This is a genomic window from Geodermatophilus sp. SYSU D00758 (assembly GCF_054049955.1).
In genome coordinates this window covers 48,540-72,821 of sequence record NZ_JBJGYK010000011.1, presented here as the reverse complement: position 1 = coordinate 72,821, position 24,282 = coordinate 48,540, and the positions used below count along the sequence as shown (strand labels likewise).

The following is a 24,282-nucleotide window of genomic DNA, read 5'->3' as shown; positions in this document are numbered from 1 at the left end:
TGAACGGTCACCTCGACACGGTCGGCGTCGCGGGCATGGCCGCGCCCTTCGCCGGTCGGGTCGTGGGCGACCGCCTGGAGGCAGCAGCCGGCTCCCCCGTCCACGTCTCCGGGTGCAGTGAGCAGGCCGGCGTGGTCACCTGGGGTCCGCAGGTCGGGGAAGCGGTCCAGGAGGTGGCATGCCACGGGTCCACCTGCTGGCGACGGGCGGCACCATCGCGAGCCGGCAGACCGGTGCCGGCCTGACGGCCACCACGCCGGCGGCGGAGCTGCTCGCCTCGGCCGGCCCGCTCTCCGACCTCGACGTGACGGTCGGCGACAGGTCCACCGTGGGCAGCTTCGCGCTCTCGACGGCCGATCTCCGCGCCCTGGTGCTCGAGGTCGGCCGCTGCCTCACCGAGGACGTGGCCGGGGTCGTCGTCACCCACGGGACCGACACGATGGAGGAGTCGGCCTACCTGGCCGACCTGGTGCACGACGATCCCCGGCCGGTGGTGTTCACCGGGGCGCAGCGGGCGTTCGACTCCCCGGCTCCCGACGGCCCGGGCAACCTGGCCGCGGCGCTCCGCGTGGCCGCCTCCCCGCGAGCCCGCGGCCTCGGGGTGCTGCTGTGCTTCGACGGTCTGGTGTACGCGGCGCGCGGCGTGCGCAAGGTCGACACGCTCCGCAGCGCGGCCTTCGACGCCCCGGGCCGGGGTGCGCTCCTGCGGGTGACCGACGCGTCGGTCCTCCCCCTCGCCCGGCCGTCCCGGCGGGGAGCCGTGCCGCTCGACCTTGCGGAGGAGCTGCCGCGCGTCGACGTCGTCCCCTGCTACCTCGGCGCGGACGACGCGCTGCTGCGGGCGGCGGTGCAGGCCGGCGCCCGGGGCGTCGTCCTCGAGGCCTTCGGGGCCGGCAACGTCCCGCCGGCGATCGCCGACGCGGCCGGCGAGCTGGTGTCCGGCGGCATCCCGGTGCTCGTCAGCTCCCGGGTGCCGTCCGGTCCGGTCGCCCCCCTCTACGCCGGCGGCGGGGCGAGCCTGGCGCGGGCCGGCGCCCGGTTCGCCGCCGACCTGAGCCCCTGGCAGGCCCGCCTGCTGCTGAGCGCCGCCCTGGCGCTCGCCCCCCAGGACCCGCACCGGGTCCTCGACGCCCAGCTGGGACCGTGACGACCCCGGAGGAAAAGTGGCCAAGGAGATCTTCGTGTCCTTCGGCGTCGACGTCGACGCCGTCGGCGGGTGGCTCGGCTCGTACGGCGGGGAGAACTCCCCCGACGACATCTCCCGGGGTGTGTTCGCCGGCGAGGTCGGCGTGCCCCGCCTCCTCGAGCTGTTCCGGCGCTCCGGCCTGACGCAGACGTTCTTCTGGCCCGGGCACTCCATCGAGACGTTCCCGGAGCAGTTCGACGCCTGCGTCGCGGCCGGGCACGAGATCGGCGTCCACGGCTACAGCCACGAGAACCCGATCGCGATGAGCCGGGAGCAGGAGCGGGCCGTGCTGGACCGCTGCATCGAGCTGATCGAGCAGAAGGCCGGGCAGCGCCCCACCGGCTACGTCGCCCCCTGGTGGGAGTTCAGCGGCGTCACCAACGAGCTCCTGCTCGAGCGCGGCATCAAGTACGACCACTCGCTGATGCACCGCGACTTCGAGCCCTACTACGTCCGGGGCGGCGATTCCTGGACCAAGATCGACTACGAGGCGCCGGCGGAGAACTGGATGGAGCCGCTGGTCCGCGGGGAGGAGACCGACCTCGTCGAGATCCCGGCGAACTGGTACCTCGACGACCTGCCGCCGATGATGTTCGTCAAGTCCAGCCCGAACAGCCACGGCTTCGTGAACCCGCGGGACATCGAGCAGATGTGGCGCGACCAGTTCGACTGGGTGCACCGGGAGATGGACTACGCGGCCTTCACCATGACCATCCACCCCGACGTCGCGGGACGGCCGCAGGTGCTGCTCATGCTCGAGCGGTTGATCGAGCACATCAACGGGCACGAGGGCATCCGCTGGGCGACGTTCGACCAGATCGCCGACGACTTCCTGCACCGCTCGCCCCGGGGGACCTCGACCGCTTGACGGGGCCGGGGCCCACGGTCGCGGGACGGGACATCGTCCCGCACCGGTGTGGACGCGCCGGACACCCTGGCGCGGCCGAGCGAGGAGGGGTAGGGAGGAGCTGTTCCGGCCCTCGACGAGGGAGGCCTCCCGTGGCCGACAAGTCCCCCCACGACAACCACTCCACCAAGAAGTCGGGCAAGGCCGTGAAGGCCAGGCGCAGCGAACGCAAGGAGAAGCAGCGGGCCGCCACGGAGATGGAGCGGCTGATGCACCCTCGGCGGGCCAAGAGCTGACCGGACGCCTCGGCGCGGCCGATCCGGAGGGGGATCGCGGCCGTGGACGGGGCGCACGCGGACCGCACCCGGGCCGGCGCGCGGACAGCGGAGCAACTCCACGACGTCGCGCAGGACCGGGCCGCGGCGATCATCGCCGACGACGCAGCGCGCATCGCCGGCTTCGTCCCCGAGGACCGGGTGGTGGTCGACGCCTCGGACATCTCCCCCGGGGGTCGGACATCTCCCCGGGGGAAGCGGTTCCCCGGGCTCGTCGGGTCCGGTGAGCTGACCCACTCGGCCATGGGACCGGTCGGCCCGCTCCGGGTCCGCGTCCACGGCGACACCACGGTGCTGACCGGGCGGGTGGCGAACACCGACCACCACCGGGGCACGCGGTTCGACGCGGACGAGTGGACGACCGACGTCCTCGTCCGGCAGGGCGACCGCTGGGCGTGCGTGCTCACCCACGTCACCGACGCCAGGGGCTGACGCGGGCAGGGGTCCCTCGCGGCGCGCGGCTCGGGTCACGCTCCCGTCGTCGAGCGGCCAGGCGCACGCTGACGCGGCCCCGACGGATCACGGCGAGACCCGCCGTGGTGCCGGTGCCGGCGGGTCGGGCGTCCCGCCACCCCGTGCCGTGCGGCTCACGCTGACCCGGCAGTTGTCCCCCGCCCGGTGCGGGCAGGCCGCCGGATCGGCGCAGGGGAAGCCCGCTGCAGGTGCTCGGGCTAGGCCCTCCAGGGCCTGCACCGCCTCCTCGTGCCGGGCGTCGGTGATGTCGTAGGACTCGTGCCAGGCCTCGGAGGACCGGACGGCCATGGCCGGTAGATCGAAGCCGTGCGCCTCGACGGCCTCCAGGAAGTCGACGTGAGCCCCACCCCAGGGGATCCTCCGCCGCAACAGACGACGCACCGGGCCCGGTCGCCCGGCAGCCCAGTCCAGGAGCCTCGCCCTGTGCCGCAGGAGTGCGGCGCCGATCCAGCCCGGCTCGGGCGACGGCGTGTCCGTGGTCATGTCCCACGGCGACCGGGGCCGCCCCGCGCGCTCGAGCCGGCGGGACAGGCACCAGACCACCGCCAGCTGCAGCGCCAGGACGGCCGCGGCCACGGTCAGGGTCACGAGCGCGGGCAGGGTCGACGGTTCGGGCGGTTCGGTCGGTGGGCGCTCCGTGTAGGCGATGAACCCGGCCGCGACCACCGGGAGGGCCATGCAGGCAGCGGCGGCCACCCGTACGCCCGTGAGCAACCGGGCAGCCACCCCACCGAATTCCCGGTGGGCCACGAACGTCGCCGCGGCAGCCGCGGTCGTGAGCAGCAGGACGACGACGTTGTTCGCCTGGTCCTCCCCCGGTGACTCCTGGGTGGCGACGTGCCAGGCGACCGATGCCAGGACCGCGCAGATGGCGATCCCGGCGAGCGCCATGACGCCGAGCCATCCCGCTGACTGCACCCGGAGGTCGACCTGGGCTCGACAGAGGCTGCCCGGCGGGACCTCGACGCCGTGCAGCCCGACCATCAGGGCATCGCTCTCCTCGTGGTCGGCGGTCAGCCGCGGCTCGGGGTCGCTCTCCGGTCTCGGCGTACCGGCGGGGTGCCGGGCCTCGTTCGGGCGGCCCGCGATCAGGGTCGCCTTGCCGATCCGGACGCCGGTGGGCGCGACCAGTTCCAGGTGGTAGCTGGCAGCCCGCTCGGCCGACGGGACCTGCAGCCGCAGCCGGGTCGCGGTCCAGCCCAGTGCCGCCGCGGTGCGCAGGGGTCGGCGGTGGAAGGGCGGCGGGCGGAGTGCCCGGTACTCATAGCGCATCTCCGTGCGGTCGTCGAGCCACAGCCGCGGCTGCTGGTACCTCCACCGGATCGGCTCGACGAAGGACATGCGCAGCAGCCGGTGCCTGCCGTCCTCCACGGGGAGGAAGACGTACATGCTGAAGCCGGAGCGCATCTGCCGTGCGACACGGTGGAACCCGGGTGACCGGCGGAGGACGGCGAGCGGGTCGCCCTCGATCCCGGCGGACTCGTCGTAGCGCTCCCACTGGGCACCCACCTGGTCCTTCGTGCCCGCGATCAACTCGTGGACGAACGTGTCGACGTCCGCGCCCCCGGCAGCACCCGGCCCGGCCGGGCCGATCGCCGTGTCGGCGGCCGCGCGCAGGATCGATTGGTCGAGCTGCTGGACGAGCCGCAGGCCGGGCGTGCTGACCGGCTGCCCGTCCTCCCTGGTGATGTGGAAGTCGACCAGGGTCCGTCGCCGCATGACCGTGATCGGCACGAGCCAGTAGCGCTCGTCGCCGTCCACGAAGAGCGGCGCGTCGTCGCGTACCCGCAGGTCGATCAGGATCTCGCGGACGACGTTCCGCTCGTCCTGGAACGTGATCTTCTCGACGCGTCGCAGCACCCACTGCGGGAACTGCAGTTCCGCGAGCAGCAGGCGACGACCGACCTCGGTGCAGAACGCACCCGGCATCCTGCCCTCGCTGAAGACCGTGCTGCCCCGGAGCGCCAACGAGACGTGGTCCCCCGGCCACGTCACCTCGGGCGGTCCGTCCTCGAGCGCGGGCCCCGGTGCCTGCTCCTCGTGCGCATCCAGCAAGGACATGCCGGCACTCCCGACGATCACGGCTGCGGCGGCACGGCCGTACCCGGCCGGCCCTCGAGGCGGCCCCCTCTCGAGGGCCCACCGTAGGCGGCGTGCGTCACCGTGCCGTCACGCCGGCATCACCGCAGCCTGCAGGGGACGACGCCCGCCCGCGTCGCCGCCGGCCGACGGCTCCGGCGACGAGGAGGGCCGGGGACCACCGGTCCGCGTCACGGCAACGGTGACGGAGCCGTGACGCGGTCCCTGCCACCGTGGACCGGTCAGGGCCGGGCCGCGGTGCCCGGTCGTCGGCCACGGCGTCGGGATGGAGAAGCCATGACCCTCGAGTCGCCGGAGCGGGTCGGGCTCACGGCAGTCGACCACGAGGTGCTGCTGCGGGAGCTCCGCGCCCGGGAAGCCGACGGCGCGGGCGCCGGTACTCGCGAGACGGTGGCTGCTTCCGGCCTCCCGGCCGCTGCTGCACCGGTCCCCCTCACCGGCTCGCCGCACGTCGGCGAACTGGCGGCGGTGCCGACCGAGGACCTGGCCGCCGCGCTGCGCGCCGCGCAGAAGGTCGTCTACGGCACCGACGACCGCCTCGACGTCCATCAGGTCACCGACGTGGCCCTCCTGCGCGACGCGGACAGCGCGGTGGCGCTCGTCGACGCCGCCCAGGTGACCGACAACGGTGACGGGACCTCGACGCTGACCGGCCCGACTCTCGGTGACCGACGGGATCTCTGCGCGGGCGAGCCGTTCCGGGACCAGCCCGCCATCGCCTTCTGCTCCGGCTTCCTCGTGGACCCGTCCATCGTGGTGACCGCCGCCCACTGCGTCGACGCCGCGGGGCTGCCCGACGTGCGCTTCGTCTTCGGCTACCAGATGCGCGACGCCGAGACCGCCGAGACCCGCATCGCCGACAGCGAGATCTACCGGGGCCGGCGCATCCTCGGGAGCGCGATCGGCGTCGAGGGCACGGACTGGTGCGTGGTCCAGCTCGACCGGCCGGTCCTCAACCACCGCTGCGTCACGGTGCGCCGCAGCGGCCGCGTGCCGGACGGCGCCGGCGTCCACGTGATCGGTCACCCGTCGGGGCTCCCGAAGAAGATCGCCGGCAACGCGGTCGTCCGGGACAATTCCACGGGTCGGTTCTTCGTGGCCAACCTCGACACCTACGGCGGGAACTCCGGCTCCCCGGTGTTCCACTCCGGCACGCACCTGCTGGAGGGCATCCTGGTCCGTGGGGAGACCGACTACGTCCAGGTGGGCAACTGCGCCCGGTCGAACGTCTGCCCGGCGGACGGCTGCCGCGGTGAGGACGTGACCCGGGCGACGGAGTTCGCCGAGCTCGTGCCCGAGAACCGGCACGACTTCATCCCGTTCGCCCCCACGGCCGCCCAGGTCGTGCAGGCGGGTGGTCGGTGGAAGATCGAGGTCGACGGCATGTGGCTGCTGGACTTCGGCTCGTCCCGGCAGGAGGCCGACGAGGCGCTGCGCGTCATCCGCCACTACGGCCTCGACACCCAGTGCTTCGTCGGGCGGCCCAACCCGTCGATGGAGTTCTACCTGGCCGGCGGGCGGGCACCGCAGGGGACGCTGCCGGGTGAGGACTGCATCTCCTTCGACCCGGCCGAGGTGCAGGTCCAGCAGGTCGGCGGCAGCTGGAAGCTCGTCGACGGCGACCACTGGATCCTCGACTTCGGGACCGCGCAGGACGAGGCCCGCCAGGCGTTGAGCTACGTCCTGCGTTACGGCTTCCGGTCGATCTGCTTCGTCGGACGCCCCGGGCCGTCGATGACCTACTTCAAGCGCTGACCCGAGCCGGACGGGGATGCATCACGGTGACCGGGGACGCCCCGTCCCGCTCGAGCGAGCAGCGCAGCCGGCTGGCGGCCCTGCTCGCCGCCGGTGGCACCCCGGAGTCGGTCGCGGCGGCGCTGGAGCGGCAACCGGACGTCGTGAGCGCCAGCACCCGGCCGGGGCTGGTCAAGACCGAGCCCCCGTTGGTGGAGCTGGTGGTCGGCTGGAGGGAGGACACCGGCCACGTCCGGTCCCGGGTCTACGACGTCGCGGTCCGGCCCGACGGGGGGCTGGTCCTCGGCGGCGAGCACGAGGCGTGAGGAGCAACGGCGGGCGGTGCGGTCCCCGCGGCCCTCACGGTCAGGGCAGCCGTCGACCACCGTAGGGCGCGTCCGGGTCCAGGGGGGGAACCCCGGTGCCCGTCCGCCCCCGGAAGTCCTCCGGTGACACGAAGCGCGCGACGAGGACCCGGTCGCCGGCCCGCAGCTCCACCGCGCGGCATGCCGGGACGCCGGGCCCGGCGGCGACCCGCGCCAACCCCCACCACCCGCCGCCGGCGCGGGCCACCCCGGGAACCACCCGCGCCGGGGGCACCAGCAGGCGGGTCGGCGCGACGGCCCCGGCGGGCCTGCCGGTGAGCGCGTCCGTCGGCCCGCCGGGCTCCAGCAGGGTGATCACCGAGACCCTCTCCGCGGGAGCGGCCGGATCCCGCAGGAGGCCGATCCAGGCGAGTTCGCCGGCGGGCACCGGGACCAGCAGGTCCCCGTCCCCGGCCCGGGCGACGGGCAGCGCCCCCCAGCTGCGCGGGAGCCGGTCGAGGACGCCGGACGCCGGGTAGGGCGCACGCTGGAAGGACACCGCCAGCGTCGGCGTGAAACCCGTCTCGTGCGCGGTGCTCAGGGCCCGCCCCGGGCGCGCCGCCGGCAGGTCACCCCGGCACCGCCGGCCGCGCTCCCCAGAGATCGGCCGCAGCGGTGGCCGGGATGCCCACGCGCCGGGCGGCCTCCTGGACCCCTGTCGGCACCGCGGCCACCGGGTGCACCGGCATGCGCGGGGCGACGGACGACTGCGGGCGGACGGCCTCGGCGACGACGGCTCGTGCGACGACCGGCGGCGCCGGCTCCGCGTCGCGGCACGCGGAGACCCAGTCCTGCAGCTGGTGGGCGTGCGCGCTGCGCCGCTGCTCGTCGACGGCCCAGACGAAGAACGGTCCGATGCGGGTGGAGGCGTGCACGCGGCGCCAGAGGTCGGCCGGGACGAGGTCGGGCCGGATGTACGACGCCTCCACCACCAGGCGCCAGCTGTCGAGGAACACGGGCGGGGCGGACAGCGGCTCCCGGGTGCGCAGGTCCCGATCGGCGCACCGCAGGGAGAGCGCCGCGACGTCGGGGTGCTCGCCCGCGCGCACCCCCCCCAGCCCCCGGACGGCCCGGTCGAACGTGTCCTGCGGGTCGGCTCCCCCGCCCCCGCGCCCGTGGGCCATGGCACGCAGCAGCAGGTGGCAGCCGATGATCCCGGCGACCGGGTCCTCGTAGCCCGCTAGCAGGGCCTGCCTCAGCTCGTCGCCACGTCCCTCGGCGAACAGGTCGCGGCCCTGGGCCAGGGCCAGGCGGGCGGCCTCCACGACGTCGTCCCGTTCGGGGACGGCGGACGCCGACGGACGGCGCATGAAGACCGCCACGTCGTCGGGTTCGAGGGTCTCCGGCGGCCGGGACCGGGAACCCCACACGCCGCCGAGTCCGACGGCGCGCCGGAGCACGACCTGGGTGGACCACGTCGGGGCGACGACGACCGTTCCCTCGAAGATCCCCTGCGGCAGCGTCTGGCGCAGTCCGTACGCGCCCGGCGCCAGCGGCCGCTCCCACACGGCGACCGGGTCGTCGTCCTCGACCTCGCGGCACTCCTCCGCGAGGTCGGCCAGCAGCACGCCGTCCGGGGAGTGCAGCCGCAGGCCGGCCATCGGGTGGGGCAGCCCGGCGGGCCGGCCACCGGCCCGCGGATCCGTCCAGTACCGGGACATGATCGTGAGGGCCGAGGTGCCCGTCCGGCTCCGGTCCCGGTCCGCGGCGGCGGTGAACAGCCGGGTGTGCAGCTCGTCGGTCGACGCGCTGCCCGGAAGCGGTGCCGCCGACACCAGGACCGGGGGCGCCGCCTCCGCGCCGAGGACGAGGTCACCGTCCAGGAGGACGACCTCCTCCGAGGCCGTCGTGAGGTCCCGTCCGATCTGGGTCCGCACCTTGTAGACCCCCGGTACCTCGCGCTCCTCGAGGCGGCCCGTATCGGTGTAGAGACGCTGGAACTCGTGGTCGACCAGGACCACCGAGGCGGCCGGGTTCCCCGACCTGACGTCGATGCGGAACAGCCGCCCCGCGTCGACGTCCCTGACGCCGGGCCCGGGCGCCGCGACGGTCGCCCGGACCTCCTCCCCCGTCCCGGTCACCTGGAACCCCTGGCGGAGGCCGGCCTCCGCGACCTCGGCGACGTACAGCCCCCGGGGTAGTCTGCCCTGCCAGCCCGCGTCCGGGATCGGGGCCTCCGCGACCACCCGGGGCGGGGACCCGGTCCACACCCGCAGCCGCTGCCCCGGGACGGCCGCGGGAGCCAGGAGGGTCACGTCGTACGCGGGGACGGAGGACAGGCGGACGAAGTCCAGCCCCTCGTCGGCGCGCACGAAGGGCTGCAGGTCGACCGAGGCCGACTGCCGGACCTCGTCGGGGAGGAAGTCGGCCATCGCGTTGTGCAGGAAGTCCTGCAGGGCGCGGCCGGTCACCCGGCCCCGCCGGTCGGCGGCCCCACCCCGCAGACCGCACAGCAGCGTCCAGGTGAAGACCCCGTGCACCTGCGCGTCGGGCATGCGCCGCTCCAGGGCGCTCTTGGTCTGCGCGGCGACCGCGATGAACGCCGGCCCGGGGACGGCCTGGCCCACCTGGTGGCGCATGAGCACCTGCTGGACCGGGATGGACTGCTGGTAGTTCATGCATGCGTCGACCCACATCACGGACTGCTCGAACCGCTGCGCCTTGCGGAACCAGCGCAGCCACGAGTGGGCGTAGACGTAGGAGGGCCGCACCTGGGTGGCCTCGGCCGTGAAGAGGGCGGCCTCCTCGAGGTCCGGCGCGAAGCCGTGGCCGGAGAAGTAGAGGTAGAGCCGGCGTCCGGTGCGGGTGCGGGTGCGGACCTCCAGCTGCTCCAGGGCCCGCTCCACCTGCGTCCTGGCGGGCTCCGCGTCGGCGGTGCAGTCCGCCGAGCGGATCATCGCGACGTTCTCCTCCGGCAGGTTCCCCCCGGCCTCGTCCAGCAGCCAGCGCCGGACCTCGAGGGCGTCGTTGTCAGGTCCCTCGAGGTCGGTGGCGACGCCCTCCCGGGTGAGCTCCGGGTACCGGGAGATGCCGACGACCACCGCGTGGTCGTCGGCCCGGGGCCCCGTCACCACGGGTACGCCTCCCGGATGAAGGCGACGTCGGTCTGCGAGAGGTTGCTGTTCAGGCCGATGGAGAACCCGTCCGTGGTCCACGCGGCCGGGATCGGGTACATCATGATCGACTCGGGGTCGGTCGGGGTGGTCAGCAGCTGCTCCGGGTCGTAGCGGTGGAAGATGTTGCGCTCGATCGTCTCCTCGTCCCAGAAGTTCGGCGGGCCCGAGAGGTCCTCGATGACCGCAGCCCGGTTCCACTCGATCGCCCGGTTGGGGTTCTGGTGCTCGTGGATGAGCCCGAGGGCGTGCCCGAACTCGTGGAGCACCACCCTGCGGAGCTCGTCGTCCGGCGAATCCGGCTGGAGCCAGCCGTAGTTCATCGTGGCCTGGTCGGTCGGGACCTGCTGGGCCATGGTGCCGAGGTAGGACCAGGACCCGTCGCCCTGGGCGAAGGAGATGCGGATGGTGCCGGGGCCGGGCTCCTCGAACAGGAGCCCGAGGTTGGCCATCTGCGGCCCCACCCACTCCTCGGCGACGGCACGGACCCGGTCCTGCAGCTCGCGGTCGCCCTCGGTGAAACGGACGCTGATCCGTGCGCCGGCGTCCCACTGGAACTCCTTGAGCAGCGCGGCCCTGGTCCCGTACTCCATCGGCCGCGGGGCAGCGGCCACGCAGAAGTGCCGTTCGTTCACGACCACGTCGATCCCCTCCGTACCGTCTTCCGCCGTCGTGCCGCGAGCCGCCGATCCCTGCGGACCACCGGCGCCGGACGGCTCGGGATGACGATCCGCGCGGCCCGTCACCGTGCCGTCACCGGTTCCGGGACCCGGTCGTCGTGACGTACCGGTGACAGGTGGGTGACGGCGGGCCGCGACGCTCGACCCCGACGACATACGCCTCGGCACCACGGCACCGGGAGGGGCGATGACCGACAGCCGCCTTGAGGGCCTCCGCAGGAGGCTTGCTGCGTCCCCCGACCTGGCCGAGGCGGTCCGGACGGCGCTGGCCGGCGGCCGGCTCCCGTCCCCGTTCCGCGACGCGGTGGCGGAGGACGCCGCGGAGGCGGTGGCCGCCGACCGGCGTCCGCTGGAGGGCGTCGTCCCGACCGACGCGCTGGAGGCCATCGTGCAGCGCGTGGGCCGGCCCCCCTTGCTCGTGCGCGACGACGCCGTGGAGCTCGAGCCGCTCGCCGACTTCCCGGCCGGCACCGAGGCGCGGATCAAGGAGGTCCAGTCCACCGTCCGCTCGGTGGGCCGGGTGGAGTTCCTCAACCACCGGCTGGGGTGGGGAGGGACGGGCTGGGTCATCGCGGACGACGGCGGCGACCGTCTCGTGGCGACCAACCGGCACGTCGCCGCGCTGGTGGCGCGCCGCGCGGCCGACGGCCGCGGTGTGCTGGTCCGCAACCCCGCCAGCGGCGCGCGCTACGGGGTGGACGTGGACTTCCGCGAGGAGGTCGGCTCCCTGCCCGCCGACGCACGCCCGTTCCCCGTCCGGGACGTCGTCCACCTGGCCGACGAGGCGGCGCCGGACGTCGCCCTGCTGCGGATCACCGGGAGCGATCTCCCGGGCCCGCTCGACCTGGCGACCGGTGAGGCCGCCGCCGGGGACCTCGTCGCGCTCATCGGCTACCCGGCGTTCGACAGCCGCAACGACGTCGACGACCAGGCCCGCTACTTCCGCGACCTCTACGACGTCAAGCGCTTCGCACCGGGCCGGGTCGTGCAGGCCCTCTCCGGGCGGACCGTGCTCTCGCACGACTGCACGAGCCTCGGTGGCAACTCCGGGTCACCGCTGATTGGCCTCGAGGACGGGCGGGTCGTCGGCCTGCACTTCGCCGGCGTCTACGGGGTCGCGAACAGCGCGGTCGGCGTCCGGACCCTGCAGGCCCTGCTGTCGGACCTGCGCTCCCCGATCGTCGTCGTCCCCTCGCGGCTGCGGCCGGACGACGCCGAGGCGCGCGGTGATGGCACCCACAGCCCCGACCAGCTCCGCGACCGCGGCGGGTACGACCCGGACTTCCTGGGCGACGGGCTCACCGCGCCGTGGCCGGGCCTGCCCCCCGACGTCGAGCGCGACCTCGCCCACCCGAGTGACGAGGTGCCCGAGCGGCCCGGCGAGCTGCGGTACACGCACTTCGGCGTCCGCTTCTCCACGGCCCGGCGGCAGCCGGTGGTGACCGCGGTGAACATCGACGGCCGGCACTCGGTGCGGGTGAAGCGCGGCCGGGACCGCTGGTTCCGCGACGGCAGGCTGCCGGTCGAGGTGCAGCTCGGCCGGGAGGACTACGCCCATCCCGACATCGACCGCGGGCACATGGTCCGCCGCGAGGACCCCAACTGGGACCCGGCGGCCGGCCCCGGGGACGAGAGCGCCCTCGCCCGGCAGGCCAACGGCGACACCTTCCACTACACCAACGCCGCTCCGCAGCACGCGGAGATGAACCAGGCCGCGGAGATGTGGCTGGGCCTCGAGGACCACGTCCTGGACAGCGCCCGCACGCACGGCTTCCGGGCCTGCGTCTTCACCGGGCCGGTGGCGCGGGACGACGACCCGGAGATCCGGCCCGGCGTCCTCGTCCCGCGCGAGTTCTGGAAGGTGGTGGCGATGCGGGACGCCGACCGCCGCGTCCTGCACGCCACGGCCTACCTGCTCAGCCAGGGCGACCTCATCCGCGAGCTGCTGGAGCGGCGCGACCGCCGGGAGGCGCTGGAGGGATTCGTCCTGGGCCCCTACCGGACCTTCCAGCTCGCCGTCCGCGACCTCGCCGATGCGACAGGTCTCGACCTCTCCTCCTACGTGGGCGCCGATCCGCTGACCAGGACGGTCGACCGGGAGGAGTCGGCCGGAGCGGCGCCGCCGCGGTTCCTCCCGCTGGAGAGCCTGGCCGACGTCGTCACCTGACGGCGCGGGGTGCGGCGTGACGGCGCCGTGACGGACCGGTGACGCGAGGCGCGTGCAATGGCACAGGCACCGCCGTTCTCGGAGCAGCACGAGGAGGCCGAATGCGACTCGGACCGCTGCCCGTGCCCGCGGTCGTCCGGGGGCCCCCGGCCCGACCCCTGGGACGGCGCGGCGCCGACGGCAGGTCCGCGCCCGCGCGCCCCCCACCGGCTCTCGACCCTGACCTCGGCCCGCCATGCCGACCGGCCTCCGGAAAGCAGTCCCATGCAGCCAGCGATGCTCGTACCAGGCCTGGCGATGCTGCAGGCCGAGACGGTGGGCGTGCCCGCCGTCCGGGTCGCGGTGCTGGACGGGCCGGTCGACGTCACGCACCCCTGCTTCGCCGGCGCCCGGCTCGAGGCTGTCGACACCCTGGTGCACGACCGGGCGGGAGCGGGCCGCATGTCCCGGCACGGGACCCACGTCACCAGCGTCGTCCTCGGGCAACCCGGGGGGCCGGTGGCCGGGGTGGCCCCGGGGTGCCAGGGGGTGCTGGTGCCGGTCTTCCGGGACCAGCGGGAGGGCCGGCTCCCCCAGCTGGACCTCGCGCGCGCCGTCGAGCAGGCCGTGCTCGCCGGCGCCCACGTCATCAACATCAGCGGGGGCGAGCGCGCCTCCGCCGAGGACGCCGACCCGCTGCTGCGGCGGGCGCTCCAGCGGTGCGAGGACGACGGTGTGCTCGTCGTGGCCGCCGCGGGCAACGACGGCTGCGCGTGCGTGCACGTCCCGGCCGCGCTGCCCACCGTCCTCGCGGTCGGTGCCCTGGGCCGGGACGGGCGCCCGCTGGGCAGCAGCAACTGGGGAACCCCCTACCGCCGGAACGGTCTCCTCGCCCCGGGCGAGGGGGTGACCGGGGCGGTCCCGGGTGGGGGGACGGCGGAGCTGTCGGGGACGAGCTTCGCGACGCCCCTGGTGACCGGGGTGGCCGCTCTGCTCCTGAGCCTGCAGCTGCGCCGGCTCGGCCGGCTGGACCCCCTCGCCGTCCGCGCGGCCCTCCTCCGCTCCGCGGCCCCGTGCGTGCCGACGGAGGAGCGCGACTGCGAGCGCTACCTCGCAGGCGTCCTCGACGTCCGACAGGCCTACGCCTCCGTACTGCAGGAAGGGACGACGACAGTGTCAGACCTCAACGCTGCCCCCGATCAGCACGCGAGCGGGGCGCCCGGTGACGGGCAGACGACCTCCCCGTCCACCGGTGCACCCGGTGTCGCCGTGCCGTACCAGGCCGGCACCGCGCCGGTCCCGGCCGCCTCCCCGTGGCCGGCCGCCTCCCCCTGGCCGGCCGCCTCCCCCTGGCCGGCCGCCGTGCCGTGGCCGGGCGCCGTCCCCGCAGCCGGTCCCCCCGGCACCCCGGTGCCGCCCGAACGGGCACCGACCCCGCTGCTGCCCGCCCCCGTGACCGGTACCGCGCCCGGCGTGCCGGCAGCGCACCTGACCGGGATCGCTCCCCAGCAGACCGCGGGCCCGGTCTACGTGGTGGCCGCCCCGGTGCCCTGGGGGCCGGGCGGGACCGTTCCCGCCACCGGCGCGACCGCCTCCGCCACGCCGTACCCGGTCCCCGTCACGGCGACGACGGCCGTGCCGGTCGCCGTCCCGGCGCCGGAGCCGGTCCCCGTGCCGGTCCCGTCGGACGGCTGCGGCTGCGGTGGCTCCGGGGGCTGCACCTGCTCGATGACGCCGTCGCGGACGGGCCTCGGGCGGCCGCCCTTCGTCTACGCGCTCGGCACCATCGGGTTCGACTTCGGCACGGAGACCCGCCGGGACACCTTCCGGCAGCTGATGCCCGATGTGGTCCGCCGCGGCGAGGGGGAGAGCGGCGTCGACGTCCACGTCGAGGCCAACCCCTACGACGTCTTCCAGCTCACCGACTACCTCGACGACAACCCGCACGAGTCGAACAAGGTCATCTGGACCCTGAACCTCGACCTGACGCCGATCTACGCGGTCGAGGCGGAGCCGTACTACCCGGAGTACGTCTACGAGCTCTTCCGGTCGGCCCTGCGGAACGAGGCCCTGCCCAAGGACGACGACGACTACGTCTCCCGGGTCTCCATCCCCGGCGTCCTGACGGGTCGGACGGTCACGCTGTTCTCCGGTCAGGAGGTCCCGGTCGTCTGCGCCCAGCGCCGCGGTATGTACACCTGGAACGAGACCCAGCTGCTCAACCGCGTCGTCGAGGCGCTGCGGCAGGCTCACCCGCCGGACGCCCCCGCCCCCTTCGACGAGGCGCACGTGCGGCGGATGATCCGCGCCTTCCTGGACAAGGTGTACTTCGAGTGCCGCAACCTGGGGCAGAGCCCGGCCGACCGCGCGCTCAACTTCGCGGTGACCAACGCCTACCAGTTCGGAGCGGGCATCGCCGGCGGCATCATCACCGGTCGCATGAACGTCGCAGGCGCGGAGAACGAGATCTTCACCCTCGACCGCATCGAGGTCGTCAAGAGCCCGTACTGCCGCATCGACTCCGACTGCTGGGACGTCAAGGTCAAGTGGTTCAGCCCGGAGAACGACCGCCGCGCCAAGTCGGTCTACCAGTTCACGATCGACGTCAACGACGTGCTGCCGGCCTCCCTGGCCCCCGAGCACACCTACCTCACCACCTGATGGAGCGGGGGGCGGCAGGACGTCGCCCCGCAGGAGCAGACCGACCGGTCGACGAGGAGGAAGGCCATGGAGTACCGCCGCCCGAGAGGCAACCTGCCACCCGTGCAGGCGCCCCCGGTGCCGCGCGCGCTGGTCGCGGCCCGGCCCCAGGGGTCCGGCCGGAACGATTCCGGGGTGGTCGCCGCGCAGAACTCGTGCGAAGGGCTCAGCGGGCTGGCCCAGCAGATGTGCTACGCGGTCCTGTACGGGATCTGACGCGCCCCCGGGCGCGGCCGCGCCCTCGCGGGCCACCGAGCTGGCGCTGCGACGCCAGGCACGAGCAACTGCGAGCTGCTGAGGGGAGGGAACCATGGACAAGAAGTCCGGAGGTGCGTCGCTCTGCCTCCCGATCCAGGCGCCGCCGGTGTACCGCTCGCCGGTCGGCGGAGCGATGAGCGGGTCGGGCGTCGAGGCATCGGGTTGGCTCGACGACATCCGCAACGTGGTCAGCACGGTCGGTGACGTGGTGCGCGTCGGAGCGCCGATCCTGGGCTCGCTCGGGATCTAGTCCGGTACCTGACACGGCCGTCGCCGCGCGCAGGACGGGTCGCACCGGGAGTCCCCTCCCGGTGCGACCCGCTCCCGCGCAGCATCGAGTCATCAGCGCGAGTGGAGGAGGAGCCGGCATGGCCCCACCCAAGGGACGCAAGCGGGACGGGAAGCAGGACCGGGACGGGGACCTCCCGCCGGGCACGGGGGCGGCGCAGGGCGGCCCACCCCAGGCGCCGGGCGACGAAGCGCCGACGGGTACCCCCGCGCAGGCAGGCCCCCCCGGCGTCCCCCCGCCCGGAGGCGGCGGTGGCGACGGGTCGCCGCGCCCCCGCCCCGGCCCTCGGTACGAGTACGCACGCATCGAGCCGTCGCCGGCCGCGGTGGCCGCCCTCGGGCTGGCCGCCGCCGGTCGGATGGAGCGGGGCCCTGCTGCACGACCGCGGGAGACCACCCGACCGGCCGGGGCCGGACGACCGGTGCCGGTGTACGGCCCGGTGGACCGGTCGGTGCCCATCGAGCCCTTCGCGCAGGACGTCCGCGTGCCTCCCGAGGGCTCCGGACCTCTCCTGTTCATCGTCCGCCGGTACTACGGCGACCCGGCCGGCCCGCTCCCCGGCGACCCCGGGCACGTCCCGGTGTACGTCGAGTCCCGCACCGCCGTCTGCTACTCCCTGCCGCCCCGCGGTGCGAGCCGCTGCCTCGGCAGGGGCGGCTACTTCTGAGGCGGCCCAGCGGTGCTCGAGGCGCCGGCGCAGGAGAGGGAGCGGAAGGCGCTCGTCCGGACGACGTTCGACGCGGCCACCCCCGGCTTCGACGCCGCTGCCCTGTTCTTCTGGGAGCGGTTCGGGCGGCGGATGGTGGAGCTGGCCGACGTCGTCCCGGGCTCGCGGGTGCTCGACGTGTGCTGCGGGACCGGCGCCTCCGCCCTACCGGCGGCAGGGCGGGCCGGCCCTGCGGGGCGCGTGGTCGGCATCGACCTGGCCGTGCGGCAGCTCGAGCGCGCGCGGACCAAGGCCGTCTCGCAGGGCCTGGGGAACGCCCGGTTCGTCGCGGGGGACCTCGAGCACCTCGCCGTCGCGGACGAGAGCGCCGACGTGGTCCTCTGCGCCTTCGGCCTGTACTTCGCCGTCGATCTCCCGGCGGCGGTGACGGGCCTGTGGCGGGTCCTGCGCCCCGGCGGGAGGCTCGTCGTCACCACGTGGGGTCGCCGGGTCCTCGAGCCGGCGCAGTCGCTCTACCTCGACGCGGTGGCGGGCTGCTGCCGCAGGCTGGACGTCCGCTCGGCGACGCTGTCGTGGGCCAGGATCAACACACCCGACCGGCTCGCCCAGGTGTTCGCCGACGCGCAGGTGGCCCGGCCGGCCGTCGTCGAGGAGTCCGTGGTCCACCCCATGGACGGACCGGACTTCTGGGCCGTCGTCCTCGGCTCGGGCTACCGGCTCCTGCTCGACGTCATGGGACCCGCCACAGCCGAGCGCGTGCGCACGACGTTCCTCCGCCGCATGCGGCAGCGGCGGGTCACGCAGGTGCGCGCCGACGTCCTGCACGCGGTCGTGCGGAAGGGCCGCACGTCCTGACACCGGAGGAGGCACCGTGGACGTCCCGGTCCTGTACGTGCACGGCATCGGCAACAAGATCGCTAGTGCGCCGCTGAAGCGGCGTTGGGACCGGGCCCTCTTCGGCAGCGACCTCGGGACCCGCTCCCGGATGGCCTACTGGGCGGACCTCCGCTACCCCGCGCCGCTGCAGGAATCGACGTCCTCCGGTGACGTGGAAGAGGTGTTCGCGGCACCGGCGACGACGGACGGACGCCCGGGTTGGTCCCCGCCCGAGGACGCCGAGGCCTTCCTGGCGGCGACCCTCGCGGGCCTCGCCGGGGCGACGGGGGTGACCGAGGCGGGCGGGGCCGCGACGACCGACCCCCGGCTGACGGCCTGGGGACGGCGCATGGCCTACACCGCCGACGCGCTCGCGGCCGATGAGCCCATGCTGCCGGCCTCGCCCACCGAGGCGTTCCCGGCTCCGCGGCCCATCCGGCAAGCCGTCTTCCGCGCACTGGTCGAGCGGACGCTCCAGGACGTCCACGCCTACTTCTTCGGCGGTCAGGGCCGGGCCATCCGGGCACGCGTCCAGGAGGCGCTGCAGGACCTCGACGGTCCGGTGGTCGTCATCGGTCACAGCCTGGGCTCGGTCGTCGCCTACGACGTCCTCCGGGCCTGGCGGGGGTCCCGCCTCGACGTCCCGCTGCTCGTCACCCTCGGGTCCCCGCTCGGCATCACCGAGATCCAGGACGTCGTGGTCCAGCCGCTGGAGGTCCCCCGGGTCGTCGACCACTGGGTCAACGCCTGCGACACCCGGGACCTGGTGGCCCTGGACGAGACCGTGCGGGACGAGTACCGGCCCGCCGGTCGGGTGCGCGACTACATCGTCCGCAACGACAGCGAGAATCACCACGGCGCCGGCGAGTACCTGCGGGCGGCCGTCGTCCAGCAGGTCGTGCACGCCGCCGTGGACGGTGCGCACCGGCGTCGCGGTGGACCCCGGGGACCGGAGGGGGGCCGCCGGCTGGACGAGCAGGACCTGCACGCCGCCGTCACGAACCTGGTCCCCGACGAGGACGGCGGCGTGGCGGAGCTGCTCGCACCCGGCACGCGGGGACGGGTCGGGGCAGCGCCGACCACACCCGACGGCCGGGAGGCCGTCCCCCGTCCCGAGGGCCCGGGGACGACCGAGGTGACCGCCCCGGACGTCGTGCTGCCCGACATCGGCGCCGCCTCGTACCTCGGCCTGGCCGAACCCGGCACGCCGCTGGAGACGGTGCACGGCCTGGACGACCGGGTCCAGGTCGACGACACCGCCCGCTATCCCTGGTCGGCGCACGCGTCGCTGCTCATCACCGCTCGGGACGGCTCGCAGTGGATCGGCACGGGCTGGTTCGTCAGCCCCCGCACCCTGGTGACCGCCGGTCACTGCGTCTTCATCACGAACAGCCCGGTGGCCGCCCGCAACGGCTGGGTGCTGAGCATCCAGGTGATGCCCGGTCGCAACGGCACCCACCTGCCGTTCGGGGCGGCGACGGCGACCCGGTTCTGGACCGTCCGCGGCTGGGCCCAGCACGGCGACGAGAACTTCGACTACGGCGCCGTCGTCGTCCCCACCCCCCTCGGCGACACCGTCGGGACCCTCGGTTTCGCCGTCCGGTCCGACGACGAACTGCTCGGCGGGTTGGTGAACGTCTCCGGCTACCCGGGCGACCAGCCTCCCGGGACGCTCTGGTACGACTCCCGGACGGTGGCGACCACCGCCCCGTCCAAGGTGCACTACGACCTCGACACGGCGGGCGGCCAGAGCGGTGGTCCCGTCTACGTCGTCGAGGGGGACGACCGCGTCGCGGTGGCGATCCACGCCTACGGGGGGCCGACCACGAACTCCGGTACGCGGATCTCGCGCCGGGTCTTCGACAACCTCGTGGACTGGGAGGAGTGAGGGCGTGGCGGCGACCCTCGTGACGGGCACGGTCGTCGACGAGCAGGCGTTCGCCCTCCCGTGCCGGCGCCGGAGCACGGCCGGGACCGGGTGACGTAGCCGCACCTCGGGTGACCGGCCGCAAGGCCACCGGGCGAAGCTTGACAAGGTTCTTTGTCAGGATGACGGTGGAGCCGTGCAGGACCTCGACGTCATCGCCGACCCGGCGGCCGCCGCCGCGGCCCTCGACCCCGTCCGCGCGCGGCTGCTCGCCGAGCTGCGCACGCCGGCCTCCGCGGCCGGCCTGGCCGAGCGCGTCGGCCTGAGCCGGCAGAAGGTCAACTACCACCTCCGCAAGCTGGAGGAGCACGGGCTGGTCGAGCCCTCCGGCATCCGGCGCTGGGGCGGCCTCACCGAACGGCTGCTGTCGGCCACGGCGGCCGGCTACCTGGTGTCCCCAGAGGCGCTGGGCACCGCGGCCGCCGACCGGCCGGCCACGCGGGACCGCCTCTCCGCGGCGTACCTGCTCGCGCTGGCCGGGCGGGTCGTGCGCGAGGTCGGCGGCATGGCCGCGCGGGCCCGCCGCACCGGCACGGCGCTCCCGGTCCTCGCCCTGGACGCCGATGTCCGCTTCGCCACGCCCGCCGACCGCGCGGCGTTCGCCGAGCAGCTCGCCGAGGCGGTGACCCGGCTCGTCGCCCGCTACCACGACGAGGACGCCGCCGACGGCCGGTGGCAGCGCGTCGTCCTCGCCGTCCACCCCGTTCCCGCCGACGCCGCCGTCGGCCCGCCCGACGAGGAGCAGCCGTGACCCGCTACGACCCCGACGACCCGACCGCCCGCGTCTCCGCCCACGAGACCGAGGTCCCGGGTGACCCCGAGGAGGTGTGGCGGGCGATCGCCACCGGGCCCGGCATCTCGACCTGGTTCGTCCCGGCCGAGGTCGAGGAGCGCGAGGGCGGGCGGATAGTGACCCACCACGGCCCGTTCGGCAGCTCCGAGGGGGTGGTGACCGCCTGGCAGCCCCCGTACCGCTTCGCCTACGAGGAGCGGGGCTGGGACCCCGACGCCCCCGGCGCCCCGCCGTGGGCGACCGAGCTGCTCGTCGAGTCGCGCGATGGGGGCACGTGCGTCGTGCGGCTGGTGAGCGGGTTCTTCACCGGCGGGGAGGGCTGGGAGGAGCAGCTGGAGGGCACCGACGAGGGGTGGCGCGGCGCGCTGCGCGCGCTCCGGGTGGTGCTGACGCACTTCCGGGGGCTGCCGGTGGCGTCGATGGCGGCCTTCGGCACGCTGCCCGGCCGGTCCGCCGACGAGGCCGGGCGCGACCTGCTGTCGGCGCTCGGCCTGGCCGGTGTCTCCCCCGGCGACCGGGTCGACCTGGACGGCGGAGCGCCGCGGACCACGGGGACGGTGGTGGAGGCCGAGCCCCGCGGCGTCACCCTCCACGTCGAGCGGCCGCACCCCGGCATCCTCGAGGTGGCGGCGTTCTCCTACGGCGGCACCACCGTCGCCGTGCGGGCTCACCTGTTCGGCGCGGGCGGGCCGGAGGCCGCCGCCCGGGAGGCCCCGCGCTGGACGGCGTGGCTGGGCCGGCACCTGCCCGGCTTCTCCCCGCTGACCTGACGCCCCGGGACCGCCGACCGGCTCGGGGTGGCCGGCCGCCGCGGACGGGTCCCCGGTTTGCCGGTCCCGGACGGTGGCGTCACGCTCTCCTCGGGCAGCAGCGCCCGGCCCTCCGGCGCGGTCGGGTGGTGACGCGTGGCTCATGACGGGGACCCCGCCTCCGGTGGGGTGGCCGGCGACTGGGCGGCCGCCGAGCGGTTGCTGCGCACCCTGGGGCACGCGGTCATCGTGACCGACCTCGACGGCCGCATCGTCCGGTGGAACGACGCCGCCGAGCGGCTGTACGGCTGGACCGCCGAGGAGATCCTGGGCCGCGACATCGCGGAGGTGACGGTTCCCGAGGCGGGGCAGGAGCAGGGGGACGAGATCATGCGGTCGGTGCGCGAGGGCAGGCCCTGGTCGGGCGGCTTCACCGTCGTCCGCAAGGACGGGTCGACCTTCTCCGCGCTCGTGACCGACGTCGGCGTGCGGGACGACGACGGTCGCCTGGTGGGCATCGCGGGGGTGTCCACCGACCTCGGCTCCGCGCTGCGCCCGCTGCTGGCCCGCTCGTCGGACGCGGTCCTGGTCATGTCCCGCAGCGGGGCCGTCACGTTCGCCAGCCCGGCCTTCACCCGGCTGTTCGGCTGGTCGGAGGAGAGCGCCCTCGGGGTGCGCCTGTGGGACCTCGTGCACCCCGACGACCGGGCGGTCGTCCTGCGGCCGCCCGCCCGGGAGCGGCACGACGAGCCCCCCTCGCCGGAGTGCCGGTTCCGCTGCCCGGACGGCTCCTGGCGCTGGGTCGAGATGGTCGTGACCGACCTGCTCGACGACCCCGCGGTCCGGGGACGGATCTGCAACATCCGGGACGTCACCGAGCGTCGGCGGGCGCAGGAGCGGCTGGCCGAGCTCAACGAGCAGCTGGAGACCGCGCTGACCTCGCGGGTCGTCATCGAGCAGGCCAAGGGCATGCTGGCCGAGCGCCGCGGGACCTCCGTGGAGGAGGCGTTCCAGGTCCTGCGCAAGCACGCCCGCGACCACAACGCGTCCCTGCAGGACGTCGCGACCGCGGTCGTCACCCTCGGGCTGTCCCCCTGAGCCCGGGCTCCGGACGGCACGCCCGCCGCGTGGCCCGGCGTCGGCGGGGCGACTACCGTGGTGATCGGCCGCCCCGCGGCCCTCCGCCCCGGTCCCCGGCGGAACCCGGTCGCTCCGGTCCACGGCGACGCCACGCAGCAGCTGCGAAGCGGAACGCCCGATGCCTGACCCCGTCTCCCTCCTGACCGTCCTGGTCGACCGCCAGGCCACCGGGACCGCCGACCCCCTCCCCACCCCGTTCCCGGTCGCCCGGACGACCGGCGAGGGCTCCCCGGACCGTCGCCTCCACCTCGTCGACGGGGACGGCGCCTCGTTGTGCGAGCTGTTCGCCCAGCAGCAGCTGGAACGGCTGCCCATGCCTTGGTGCGACGTGGTCACCGGCGCCCGGTGCCGGACCTGCGAGCTGCTCGGCTCCTGATCCGCACGCCCGTACCGACGTCCTGGCCGGGTACAGCTAGCGGTGGACTTGGGTCAGCAACCCATGGAGGTTGCAGGCGCTAGGGCGGGGGTGCGTGGGACGGCGCGCCGACGGCGGTGATCAGGTCGAGGTCGACCGCTCACCGGATGCTCTGGGACGCCTCGCAACACCCAGAGGAGTCTCGTCGCCATGTTCCCTCCTGGCCCGAGGGGGGCGCAGGCGAGCGCGGAGCCGCGGCCGGGTGACGACCCCCCATGCAGCGATCGAGCACGGCCAGGCCTGCGTCGTCAAGGGCAGCGCAGCACCTGGGACGAGGACCGGTCGCTGGTCGACTGGACGCCCACCCACCAGTGCACTCGATCCCCGAGGAGCGAACCCGTGAAGCTCGACCGCGCCCTCCACCACCGTCTGCCCGGCATCCCCGGGGAACGCCTCGGGGCGTCCCAGCTCGGGCCCGGGAGCACCTGCCGGCAGAGCAGCACTACGCCCGCGACCGCCCCGGTCGGCAGGAACCGGACCCGACCGGATGCGCCCGAGGACACCGGAATGCCGTCCGCCATGAGCTGGCGCAGCCGGGCCGTGCGGGTCGTCGGGGCCGGTGTCCTCGCCGTGAGCCTCGCGATCGGTTCGGGAACCGGAGCTGCGCAGGCCACCGACGGCCGCGCGGCCGACGGCCGTGGGGAGGTCGCGGCCTTGTACATCCATCATGTCGGGCGCGACCCGGACCCCGCCGAGCTGGAGGACCTCGGTTCGCTGATCGACCGCGACTGCCGCCAGGGGGTCCTGACCGCCTCGTACAGGATCGCCACCAGTGCCGAGGCGGGCAGGTACCTCGACACACCCGAGCGCAGGGTCAACAGCCTGTACGCCGGACTCCTCGACCGGATCCCGGACGCAGAGAGTTGGCAAGCCCACCACCGGTCACTGCTCGACGGCCGGCCGTGGAATCGGCTCGTGACGAGCGTGCTCGCCAGCCCCGAGTACCAGCGGCGCCTCGACACGATCTGTGCGGGGAGGCCGTCGTCGAACGCGATCATGGTGCCGGCGGCGTCGAACGACGCATGGGTGGAGCAGCTCCTGGACCTGGGCGCCGCTTCCGCTTTCACCTGCACCGCCAGCACCGTGGTGCCGGACCTGGCGAAGAAGATTAGGGTCGGCGGCCTGCCGATCGGCCAGTTGGCCGGGGAGGCCGGCAGGCTGACGGCCCGATACCTGAACGCCGACGACAGCTGCGGGCAGGCCGCCCGCTACTTCGCTGCCGCAGCGCACGGCGCGAATCTCGCCCGTAGCGGTGAGGCCGTCTACTGGCGGTCGGTCACGAGCTGGGGTCCGCGGGAATGGCGGAGGTTGGGGGGATGCGAGTTCCACCAGCACATCGAGGTCGGCTCCGCCCCCACCACGTCCCGCACCTTCGAAGGCAGCTCGTTCCACCTGGTCTGCCTGAGGGGCTGAGGCCGGAGGGGTGGCGCTGCACGTCGTGGCGCCACCCCTCCCACGCATCGCTCCGCACTTTCGCTCGGTTCCCCC

The 24,282-nt window shown here is 74.7% G+C and carries 22 protein-coding genes; 18 read left to right on the top strand and 4 right to left on the bottom strand.

Going from position 1 to position 24,282, the window contains the following annotated elements:
* The first annotated feature begins 178 nt into the window (after window positions 1-178).
* The 4 genes from ACI8AC_RS10135 (at window position 179) to ACI8AC_RS10120 (ending at window position 2,800) form a co-directional block, all read left to right on the top strand.
* Window positions 179-1,147 (top strand): asparaginase, encoded by a 969-nt coding sequence (locus tag ACI8AC_RS10135; RefSeq protein ID WP_456897633.1) that lies wholly within the window; start codon window positions 179-181, stop codon window positions 1,145-1,147.
* A gap of 16 nt (window positions 1,148-1,163) precedes the next feature.
* On the top strand, window positions 1,164-2,054 hold the full coding sequence (locus tag ACI8AC_RS10130) for a polysaccharide deacetylase family protein (RefSeq protein WP_456897632.1): 891 nt from the start codon (window positions 1,164-1,166) through the stop codon (window positions 2,052-2,054).
* 131 nt (window positions 2,055-2,185) lie between these two features.
* Window positions 2,186-2,329 carry a hypothetical protein gene (locus tag ACI8AC_RS10125; protein WP_456897631.1) on the top strand — a complete coding sequence of 48 codons (144 nt, stop codon included), beginning with the start codon at window positions 2,186-2,188 and terminating at the stop codon, window positions 2,327-2,329.
* 42 nt (window positions 2,330-2,371) lie between these two features.
* Complete coding sequence (locus ACI8AC_RS10120; RefSeq protein WP_456897630.1) at window positions 2,372-2,800, top strand: hypothetical protein; 429 nt, start codon at window positions 2,372-2,374, stop codon at window positions 2,798-2,800.
* Window positions 2,801-2,887: 87 nt separating this feature from the next.
* Here the strand turns inward: ACI8AC_RS10120 and ACI8AC_RS10115 are convergent, their stop codons facing one another.
* Window positions 2,888-4,903 carry a hypothetical protein gene (locus ACI8AC_RS10115; RefSeq protein WP_456897629.1) on the bottom strand — a complete coding sequence of 672 codons (2,016 nt, stop codon included), beginning with the start codon at window positions 4,901-4,903 and terminating at the stop codon, window positions 2,888-2,890.
* A gap of 315 nt (window positions 4,904-5,218) precedes the next feature.
* Here ACI8AC_RS10115 and ACI8AC_RS10110 point away from each other — a divergent pair, with 315 nt between their 5' ends.
* Both ACI8AC_RS10110 and ACI8AC_RS10105 read left to right on the top strand, forming a co-directional pair.
* Window positions 5,219-6,697 carry a trypsin-like peptidase domain-containing protein gene (locus tag ACI8AC_RS10110; RefSeq protein ID WP_456897628.1) on the top strand — a complete coding sequence of 493 codons (1,479 nt, stop codon included), beginning with the start codon at window positions 5,219-5,221 and terminating at the stop codon, window positions 6,695-6,697.
* Window positions 6,698-6,723: 26 nt separating this feature from the next.
* A complete protein-coding gene (locus ACI8AC_RS10105) occupies window positions 6,724-7,002 on the top strand; it encodes a hypothetical protein (protein WP_456897627.1) in 279 nt (92 codons plus the stop codon).
* Window positions 7,003-7,042: 40 nt separating this feature from the next.
* On the opposite strand, the gene ACI8AC_RS10100 is transcribed toward ACI8AC_RS10105, so the two are convergent.
* The 3 genes from ACI8AC_RS10100 to ACI8AC_RS10090 all read right to left on the bottom strand — a co-directional run bounded on the left by ACI8AC_RS10100 (window position 7,043) and on the right by ACI8AC_RS10090 (window position 10,795).
* The gene (locus tag ACI8AC_RS10100) at window positions 7,043-7,540 is read right to left on the bottom strand and encodes a hypothetical protein (protein WP_456897626.1); all 498 of its coding nucleotides are present in this window, start codon (window positions 7,538-7,540) and stop codon (window positions 7,043-7,045) included.
* Between the two features lie 70 nt (window positions 7,541-7,610).
* Complete coding sequence (locus tag ACI8AC_RS10095) at window positions 7,611-10,115, bottom strand: caspase family protein (RefSeq protein ID WP_456897625.1); 2,505 nt, start codon at window positions 10,113-10,115, stop codon at window positions 7,611-7,613.
* Complete coding sequence (locus tag ACI8AC_RS10090; RefSeq protein WP_456897624.1) at window positions 10,109-10,795, bottom strand: M12 family metallopeptidase; 687 nt, start codon at window positions 10,793-10,795, stop codon at window positions 10,109-10,111. The genes ACI8AC_RS10095 and ACI8AC_RS10090 overlap by 7 nt, the downstream gene beginning before the upstream one ends.
* 226 nt (window positions 10,796-11,021) lie before the next feature.
* Between ACI8AC_RS10090 and ACI8AC_RS10085 the strand changes: the two genes are divergently transcribed.
* The 12 genes from ACI8AC_RS10085 to ACI8AC_RS10030 all read left to right on the top strand — a co-directional run bounded on the left by ACI8AC_RS10085 (window position 11,022) and on the right by ACI8AC_RS10030 (window position 24,207).
* Window positions 11,022-13,001 (top strand): DNA/RNA non-specific endonuclease, encoded by a 1,980-nt coding sequence (locus ACI8AC_RS10085; RefSeq protein ID WP_456897623.1) that lies wholly within the window; start codon window positions 11,022-11,024, stop codon window positions 12,999-13,001.
* 276 nt (window positions 13,002-13,277) lie between these two features.
* Window positions 13,278-15,641, top strand: a complete 2,364-nt coding sequence (locus ACI8AC_RS10080; protein ID WP_456897622.1) for a S8 family serine peptidase — start codon at window positions 13,278-13,280, stop codon at window positions 15,639-15,641.
* 66 nt (window positions 15,642-15,707) lie between these two features.
* A complete protein-coding gene (locus ACI8AC_RS10075; protein ID WP_456897621.1) occupies window positions 15,708-15,896 on the top strand; it encodes a hypothetical protein in 189 nt (62 codons plus the stop codon).
* Window positions 15,897-15,990: 94 nt separating this feature from the next.
* A complete protein-coding gene (locus ACI8AC_RS10070) occupies window positions 15,991-16,188 on the top strand; it encodes a hypothetical protein (RefSeq protein WP_456897620.1) in 198 nt (65 codons plus the stop codon).
* Between the two features lie 490 nt (window positions 16,189-16,678).
* Window positions 16,679-16,894 (top strand): hypothetical protein, encoded by a 216-nt coding sequence (locus ACI8AC_RS10065; RefSeq protein ID WP_456897619.1) that lies wholly within the window; start codon window positions 16,679-16,681, stop codon window positions 16,892-16,894.
* 12 nt (window positions 16,895-16,906) lie between these two features.
* Window positions 16,907-17,749 (top strand): class I SAM-dependent methyltransferase, encoded by an 843-nt coding sequence (locus ACI8AC_RS10060; RefSeq protein WP_456897618.1) that lies wholly within the window; start codon window positions 16,907-16,909, stop codon window positions 17,747-17,749.
* A gap of 16 nt (window positions 17,750-17,765) precedes the next feature.
* Window positions 17,766-19,658: a trypsin-like peptidase domain-containing protein gene (locus tag ACI8AC_RS10055; RefSeq protein ID WP_456897617.1), complete on the top strand. Its 1,893-nt coding sequence runs from the start codon at window positions 17,766-17,768 to the stop codon at window positions 19,656-19,658.
* A gap of 175 nt (window positions 19,659-19,833) precedes the next feature.
* On the top strand, window positions 19,834-20,448 hold the full coding sequence (locus ACI8AC_RS10050) for an ArsR/SmtB family transcription factor (protein WP_456897616.1): 615 nt from the start codon (window positions 19,834-19,836) through the stop codon (window positions 20,446-20,448).
* On the top strand, window positions 20,445-21,260 hold the full coding sequence (locus ACI8AC_RS10045; RefSeq protein ID WP_456897615.1) for an SRPBCC family protein: 816 nt from the start codon (window positions 20,445-20,447) through the stop codon (window positions 21,258-21,260). The genes ACI8AC_RS10050 and ACI8AC_RS10045 overlap by 4 nt, the downstream gene beginning before the upstream one ends.
* Before the next feature lie 135 nt (window positions 21,261-21,395).
* Window positions 21,396-22,337 carry a PAS domain S-box protein gene (locus ACI8AC_RS10040; RefSeq protein WP_456897614.1) on the top strand — a complete coding sequence of 314 codons (942 nt, stop codon included), beginning with the start codon at window positions 21,396-21,398 and terminating at the stop codon, window positions 22,335-22,337.
* 160 nt (window positions 22,338-22,497) lie between these two features.
* The gene (locus tag ACI8AC_RS10035) at window positions 22,498-22,755 is read left to right on the top strand and encodes a hypothetical protein (protein ID WP_456897613.1); all 258 of its coding nucleotides are present in this window, start codon (window positions 22,498-22,500) and stop codon (window positions 22,753-22,755) included.
* Window positions 22,756-23,133: 378 nt separating this feature from the next.
* Window positions 23,134-24,207 carry a hypothetical protein gene (locus tag ACI8AC_RS10030; RefSeq protein WP_456897612.1) on the top strand — a complete coding sequence of 358 codons (1,074 nt, stop codon included), beginning with the start codon at window positions 23,134-23,136 and terminating at the stop codon, window positions 24,205-24,207.
* Window positions 24,208-24,282 lie beyond the last annotated feature (75 nt).